This is a genomic window from Clostridia bacterium (assembly GCA_035561135.1).
Lineage (GTDB): Bacteria > Acidobacteriota > Terriglobia > Terriglobales > Acidobacteriaceae > DATMYA01.
This window is the reverse complement of sequence record DATMYA010000034.1, coordinates 1-6,968: the sequence shown is the minus strand read 5'-3', so window position 1 is coordinate 6,968 and position 6,968 is coordinate 1. Positions and strand designations below refer to the sequence as shown.

Sequence of the window (6,968 nt, the reverse complement as noted above, 5' to 3'; positions counted from 1 at the left end):
GTTGACGTTGTCCGCGGGACCGACTGAAACATGATCAGAATGCCGGCCCTATGTCTCATTCAGACCAGGTCTTACCATCGGCAGAAGTATACTCGTAGCCAATTGCGTAATCAAGCGGAATCTTTTCTGCCCTTAGAATTCGGCACGGGTATCAGTTTGTTGATTGTCGGACCCCAGACCCGACATTTTAACCTTGTAATGCTGGAGAAATACGTATAGAATCCGTTTGGTAAGACCTGGTATGCTCGCGTAGACTTTTCGACGGTGCAGGGAGCGAGTGAAGGACCTCGAATTGGGAGGCCACCAGTCCTGGAGGACCGAACCAGTTCTCTGGTAAAGCAGGCGACCGACACCGCAAGTTCGCAACTAAACAAGCTGGCGAAAGCAGACTCCGCCATAGGAGAGAGGCATGAGCACAACAGTTTCGCGTAGAGGGTTCGTGGGAGCGATGACGGCCGCATCCGCCGGGCGGGTCCTGGGAGCCAACGATCGTATCCGTCTTGGGGCTATTGGGACCGGGGGCCGGGGCAGATACCTGATGTCCAACGCCAACAAGGCGGGCAACATACAGTGGGTAGCGGTGGCGGACGCCTACGACGTGCAGCGCGACCGCGCCGAGAAGATAGCCGGCACCACGGTCAACAAGTACGTCGATTACAGGAAGGTGCTCGATCACAAGGATATCGACGCCGTTATCATCGCTCCCTGGGACCACATGCACTGCGAGATCGCAGTGGCCGCGTGCCGGGCGGGCAAGGATCTATACGTCGAAAAACCATTGACCCTTCACCCCATGGAGGGCCACCAGATCGTGCGTGCCGTCCGTGAGAACAAGCGCATCCTCCAAACGGGGACGCAGCAGCGCAGTTATCCGCACTTCATCGAGGCCAAGGAACGATTCATTGACAGCGGCCGCATCGGGCGCGTCACCATGGTGCGGACCATCTGGAACGGCAACGCGGCCTACCGCAATCAGAAGCCGCCTGCGGGAATGGAGAAGAAGCCGGATGGCATGGACTGGGACACCTGCCAGGGCCGCCTTCCCAAAGTGCCCTGGGACCCCAAGCGCTATTTCAACCACTACGTCTACTGGGACTACTCGACCAACGCGCAGATGGGCGGATTGTTCGTTCACATGGTGGACGTCGCGCACTGGTATCTCAAAACGGAGAAACCCTTGGCCGCGGTATGCATGGGCGGCATCTACCTCGGCTATGAAGACCGAGACACGGCGGATAACATCAATTCAATTGTCGAGTATCCGGACGGGCTGCTGGTCACCTTTGAGGCCAACGTCACCGATATGATCTCGAAGGAGAACGCCGATATCGTATTCATGGGGACCGGCGGCCGGCTGCACATCTTCCGCTACGGCTACCGCTTCCTACCGGCGGAGAAAGGTGCCGAGCCGGTCACCTCGGGGCCCACGCCGGAACTGCACGTGGCCAACTGGCTAGACTGCGTTCGCACCCGCAAGCACGCGGCCTGCGACGAGGCGGCGGGGCACTATTCCGCCATGGCGTGCCATATCTGCAACATCTCTTACAAAGAAAAACGCCGCGTTACGTGGCAGAAAGAGTGGGACGTATGAGTATTGAAGCCGGACTGAACATGGAGTTTGTGCGTCGCTCGGAGAAGCCTTTTACGGTGGGTGTCGAGATGGCGGCGAAGATCGGATACAAGTACGTCGAGCCGATGCTGCACACCGGACGGGAGTTGATGAGCGAAGCCGGGTACTACCATTCGGTGTCCATGGAAGAGGATCCGCACTTTATTAGGGACATCCTGGAGAAGAACGGGTTGAAGGCATCGGCGGTGAGCGCACACTGTCCGTTGATGCGGCCGGAGGTCAGCGTGATGTACCTGCAGCGCGCTATCCGATTCGCGGCGGTTCTCGGCGCCCCGGTGGTGAACACCGACGAGAGCTACCGGCCGGAATGGGTGATCGGTGACGAAGCGTGGCCCGTGATGACCTACACCTTGAAGGCCGTGCTGCGCGTAGCCGAGCGCTACGGCATCGACATCGGGATCGAGCCGCATAACGAGATCTCCCGCACCACCGACGGTCTGCTGCGCATCGCGAGCCTGGTGGAATCGCCGCTCCTGCGCATCAACTACGACACGGGGAACGGCTACCTTGCCGGCGAGGATATCTACGAGGCGCTGGAGCGGATCGGCAGCCGTTTGGTTCACATGCACGCCAAGGACATCAGCGTCGAGCACTCCGACGCCGAGCGCGGCAAGGTGGCCGGCACGCCCGTAGGCTGCGCCTGCGGGGACGGTGTAGTGGATTGGGCGCGCGTGATCGGCATCATCCGGAAGCACGGGTTCAGCGGCGTGCTGTCAGTGGAGTGCGGAACGCCGGAAGAGGCGGCCCGCAGTCTCGCGCATCTTACGGCGTTGCTGGCTGCAAAGGAACCGGCAGCCGCGAAGGCTTAGAACAGATTGTTCCCGAGTGCCGCATAACCGATCAGCGGCATTCGGGAGGAAGACAACGATGTACACGCGACGTGGACTGGCCATGCTTGCCATCGCGGCGCGGTCCCGGGTCCAGGGAGTGAAGCTGGGGGCCACCAGCTACAGCTTCCGCGATCGCCCGCCAGAGGAGGCAATTTAGGCAATCGCGGAAGTCGGCCTCGGCTACTGCACCCTCTCCCGGCACGCAAGCCGCGAGGAACTGCGCAAATAGCGCACCTCTGTGCCGATAACCGAGTTCAAAAGAATCCGCGAACAATTCAGGAAGCGGACATGTTCGAGATGGCAAAAGCGGAGAGGAAAGCACAACCAGCACGGATGACTGGGATTGACGCGACTGTATATCCTGCACAAGGCCACGAAGGAACCGGTCTTCAGCGCCGGAATGAAAGAGGAATACGAGCGGCACCGAGTCCTGCTCAGCGCCCGGTCCGTTGCCAGTATGCTCAGGGGGATGCAGGACAAAGGGTATTTTGAGCCCGCTGCACGGCGCAACGGCCGGCCATTGAAGGCTTACGTGGCGACCCGCCGAGGGCAATTGGCGATAGAGCGAACGAGAGACAAACTCCGAGTATTGTTCGACGTCATCCCTACGACCGGCAGAGGAGACAAGCGGTTCGATGGACTTCCCAGGGCGGCCAAGCGCTAGGTCTCTGACCGCGTGGAGCGCGACGGATGCGACCAGCTTGAAGTCCTTGAGGCCGACCCGCTCGCCAATTTCCGCCAGAGTCGAGCGCCTGGATCGGACAAGCGCAACCGCGAAGGAAGATGCGAGCGGCTGATGCGATTTTGTTCGATCAGGTATTCATTCTGCAGGAACAGGCATTGATTCACGAAGCCAGTTACGTACGCCAGAAACCGCACCCACTTGTTTTGTCGGGCATAGATGACAAGCGGTAGCAAGCCGACCTGTGCGACGGATTTGTTGAGTATAAGGCTAGGTCGATCGGACGTCCTCGGGTATCTATTTTCGGTCTCACGCGCACTGCGGGTGTGCTCTCTCCGTTGGCGCGCGGTGTACCTCTACCGTCAAGGGACCAGGTCAGCATGCGTGGCGAGCAGCTTTTTGTAGTGCTCGGGCGGGTGCGGTTGCGCCGCAATCACGGAGATGATGGCGGCAAGATGCTCCGGACCCACCCGCCAGACATGGAGGTCGGCGACTTGGCTACCTTTTTCGTGTTCGATGAGCTCGCGGATCTGTCGGCGTCGCTCCGCCGACACTTCGCCGTCAAGGAGGCACGGCACTGGTGTCCCGAAGCAGGCCGTACGACCAGCGCGCGATCACCCGCTCACGTCCGTGCTCGCGATCGTCACCCTGGTGGCGGGAATGGCCTTGGGATGGACCTGGATGATGCCCTGCTTCGGAATCGTGGTCGTCCTCGTGATGGTGAACGTGACCTTCGCCCAGGAGGGCCGCACAGGCCAGATTTACCACGAGACCCAGAACGGCCACCGCAATAGCTTCGCTGAAACGGATCGTCGCCGGTGATGCCAGCCGCCGCATATCGGCGCTCTCGCCATTGCTGGTTGAGAGCTTCACGCCATTCTTCTTCACCTCCGTCATGAACCCGCGTGCGGAGTCGTCCCCCCACTTTGTGAACAGGGCGGCAACGTAGGCCGTCGTTGTGCCGAATAAGGGGTTCGCCAGTACCGCTTTTCCCCGATACCGGGGAGCGGCGTAATCCCGTATCCGAACACGACTCCGAGGGTTGATTGTGCGAATACCTGGGCGTTGCAGGAGTTCCCTGCCGTTATCGCGGAAGAAAGCGCCATATGGAGCGACCTGGAGGACGGCGTTTCATTGAGCCCTAGCAGTTGCGCAGGCCGGCCTGCCGCAACCGCCGCTAGCCAGTCGTGTCTTCCACGGGCGCTTGCCATCGGAACAGGAAAAAGCGGCGACCACAGAGAGTGCATCGGTAGGGTTGGAAGAGCCAGCGGAAAGCCCCCTCAATAGCGTTTCGGAACCCTACAGTCCTGAATTCGATAGACCTGCAATGTGGACAGCGTGTGGAAAACAAATCTGCTCCAGTGCGGATCCTGGCCGCCTCAAATTCAACGTTCGATTGACGGCGTGGCGTAAGGGGCGCGGTGGGCGTCACGGCGGCTACCGGCAAGGCGGCTCGCATCCCGCGCTGCCCTCACTTGCTCCGGTGTCCTCAGGTCAGGCTCCGAGAGCCTGACCCGTCCTTTCGCGCGTGAAACCTGACGCTTGTGCCGCTTTAGGAGTCGTTTGTCCATCGGTGGCCTAATTCTCCGTTTCCTCCACGATCCCGCAGATCATGGCTTCCGTCGTGAGCATCAGAGAGGCGATGGATGCCGCATTCTGCAGAGCGGTGCGCGTCACCTTGGTGGGATCGATTACCCCGGCCTTCACGAGGTCTTCGTACTCTTCGGTGGAGGCGTTGAAGCCAAAGTTCGGATCGTCATAGCCCTTGATTTGCTCGGCCACAACGGCGCCTTCCGTGCCGCAATTGAAAACGATCTGCCGGACGGGCTCCTCGCAGGCACGACGCACGATCGTCACCCCGAACTGCTCGTCGCCTTCCAACTTCAGATTCTGCAGCGCAACTGATGCCCGCAGCAACGCGACGCCGCCGCCCGGCACAATGCCTTCCTCTACCGCTGCGCGCGTCGCATGCAGTGCGTCTTCCACGCGAGCCTTCTTTTCTTTCATCTCGGTCTCGGTTGGGGCACCGACCTTGATAATCGCCACGCCGCCGGCAAGCTTTGCCAGCCTTTCCTGCAACTTTTCGCGGTCATAGTCCGAGGTGGTCTCTTCGATCTGGGCACGCAGTTGCTTAATACGGCCCTCGATGCTCCCTTGCGATCCGGCACCATCGATGATGGTTGTGATGTCCTTGTCCACCGTGACGCGCTTCGCGCGGCCCAGATCCTCCAGGTGGATGCTTTCCAGCTTGATGCCGGTCTCTTCCATAATGGGCTTGCCGCCAGTCAGGATCGAGATATCTTCCAGCATCGCCTTGCGCCGGTCGCCGAAGCCCGGGGCTTTCACGGCGCAAGCATTGAGCGTACCGCGCAGTTTATTGACCACGAGCGTGGCGAGCGCCTCGCCTTCGACATCCTCGGCAACGACCAGCAGCGGCTTGCCCGCGCGCGCAATCTGCTCGAGGATCGGCAGCAGGTCCTTCATGTTGCTGATCTTCTTATCGTGGATGAGGATGTAAGGATCCTCGAATACGCACTCCATGCGCTCGGCATCGCTCACGAAATATGGTGAGAGGTAGCCGCGGTCGAACTGCATGCCGTCCACGGTCTGGAGCTCGGTGGTCATGGTTTTGGATTCCTCGACCGTGATCACCCCGTCTTTCCCCACCTTCTTCATCGCTTCGGCGATGATGTTGCCGATGGTGGCGTCGCTGTTGGCGGAGATGCTGCCGACTTGGGCGATCATGTCGCCGGAGACGGGCTTCGAGAGCTTCTTGACTTCCTCAACGGCCACTTCGACGGCCTTGTCGATACCACGCTTGATTGCCATCGGGTTTGCGCCGGCCGATACCGCTTTGACGCCCTCGCGGAAGATCGCCTGCGCCAGAATCGTGGCCGTGGTCGTACCGTCGCCGGCGACATCGGAGGTTTTCGACGCCACCTCGCGGACCATCTGGGCGCCCATATTCTCGAGCGGATCTTTCAACTCGATCTCCTTGGCCACCGTTACGCCGTCTTTGGTGATCGTCGGACCGCCGAATTTTTTCTCCAGCACGACGTTGCGCCCACGCGGACCGAGGGTCACTTTCACCGCCTCGGCGAGCTGGTTGACGCCGCGCAGAATCGCTTGACGGGAGTTATCGCTATAAGTAATCTGTTTTGCCATAGATGGTCTCCTGAATTAGGTAGCTTTGGTGGCCGCCTGGGCAGCCGAATCGAAAACGCCGAGAACGTCGTCCTCGCGCATAACGATGTACTCTGTTCCGACCACCTTCGTCTCGGTGCCGGAGTACTTGCCGAAGAGGACGCGGTCGCCGACCTTGACGTCGAGGGCAACCAATTCGCCGTTCTCCAGCCTCTTGCCATGGCCTACGGCAATCACTTCGCCCTCCTGGGGTTTCTCCTTGGCGGAATCGGGGATAAAGATGCCGTTGTGCGTGGTCTCCTGTTCCTCTATCCGCTTTACCACGATGCGGTCGTACAAGGGTCGAATATTCATGATGCTCTTAGCCTCCACTTGTTTCTCTTGATCGGTACCGTGCGTCCTTGGATATCATCTGCCGAACGCGATCACCGGTCTCCTGCCAGTCGTGAATGAAGTAACCGGCCTGATTCCTGCTCATTACTTCCGATCGCTTCTCTTCCAGGATCGCGATGACAGCTTCCGTGCCTGCGCGCTTGTCGGGGCTTTGTTTGCGGGCGATGGCCCGGAATGCGGCCGCGACGCGATCGAAGTCGGCGTCGACCTGGCGTCTGATGCGCTCCGCCCACTCGACCTGAGCCGCGCTGCCGCTCAGCGAGGCCCCGGAGGCGACGGGCGTGTCATG

At 60.3% G+C, this 6,968-nt stretch carries 8 protein-coding genes; 3 read left to right on the top strand and 5 right to left on the bottom strand.

From position 1 onward, the window contains the following. Positions 1-409 precede the first annotated feature (409 nt). From VN622_07640 to VN622_07630, 3 genes are all read left to right on the top strand, one after another. The gene (locus tag VN622_07640) at positions 410-1,591 is read left to right on the top strand and encodes a Gfo/Idh/MocA family oxidoreductase (protein ID HWR35724.1); all 1,182 of its coding nucleotides are present in this window, start codon (positions 410-412) and stop codon (positions 1,589-1,591) included. Next, complete coding sequence (locus VN622_07635) at positions 1,588-2,439, top strand: sugar phosphate isomerase/epimerase family protein (protein HWR35723.1); 852 nt, start codon at positions 1,588-1,590, stop codon at positions 2,437-2,439. Before VN622_07640 ends, VN622_07635 begins: the two co-directional genes overlap by 4 nt. A gap of 364 nt (positions 2,440-2,803) precedes the next feature. Beyond that, positions 2,804-3,124 (top strand): PadR family transcriptional regulator, encoded by a 321-nt coding sequence (locus VN622_07630; GenBank protein HWR35722.1) that lies wholly within the window; start codon positions 2,804-2,806, stop codon positions 3,122-3,124. Positions 3,125-3,504: 380 nt separating this feature from the next. Here the strand turns inward: VN622_07630 and VN622_07625 are convergent, their stop codons facing one another. The 5 genes from VN622_07625 to VN622_07605 form a co-directional block, all read right to left on the bottom strand. Continuing rightward, positions 3,505-3,720, bottom strand: coding sequence for a hypothetical protein (locus tag VN622_07625; protein HWR35721.1), 216 nt, complete (start codon positions 3,718-3,720; stop codon positions 3,505-3,507). Further along, positions 3,704-4,039: a hypothetical protein gene (locus VN622_07620; GenBank protein ID HWR35720.1), complete on the bottom strand. Its 336-nt coding sequence runs from the start codon at positions 4,037-4,039 to the stop codon at positions 3,704-3,706. The genes VN622_07625 and VN622_07620 overlap by 17 nt, the downstream gene beginning before the upstream one ends. Positions 4,040-4,720: 681 nt before the next feature. Next, positions 4,721-6,307, bottom strand: a complete 1,587-nt coding sequence (groL, locus tag VN622_07615; protein HWR35719.1) for a chaperonin GroEL — start codon at positions 6,305-6,307, stop codon at positions 4,721-4,723. 15 nt (positions 6,308-6,322) lie between these two features. Next, positions 6,323-6,640, bottom strand: a complete 318-nt coding sequence (groES, locus tag VN622_07610; GenBank protein HWR35718.1) for a co-chaperone GroES — start codon at positions 6,638-6,640, stop codon at positions 6,323-6,325. 7 nt (positions 6,641-6,647) lie between these two features. After that, positions 6,648-6,968, bottom strand: a 321-nt coding sequence (locus tag VN622_07605) for a hypothetical protein (GenBank protein ID HWR35717.1), incomplete at its 5' end; no start/stop codon positions are given.

What these genes read in the sequence shown, in the direction of transcription:
- VN622_07620 (HWR35720.1), bottom strand. Translation starts at nt 4,039, where the DNA reads ATGACGGAGGTGAAGAAGAATGGCGTGAAGCTCTCAACCAGCAATGGC.
- groES (HWR35718.1), bottom strand. Translation starts at nt 6,640, where the DNA reads ATGAATATTCGACCCTTGTACGACCGCATCGTGGTAAAGCGGATAGAG.
- VN622_07635 (HWR35723.1), top strand. Translation starts at nt 1,588, where the DNA reads ATGAGTATTGAAGCCGGACTGAACATGGAGTTTGTGCGTCGCTCGGAG.
- VN622_07640 (HWR35724.1), top strand. Translation starts at nt 410, where the DNA reads ATGAGCACAACAGTTTCGCGTAGAGGGTTCGTGGGAGCGATGACGGCC.
- groL (HWR35719.1), bottom strand. Translation starts at nt 6,307, where the DNA reads ATGGCAAAACAGATTACTTATAGCGATAACTCCCGTCAAGCGATTCTG.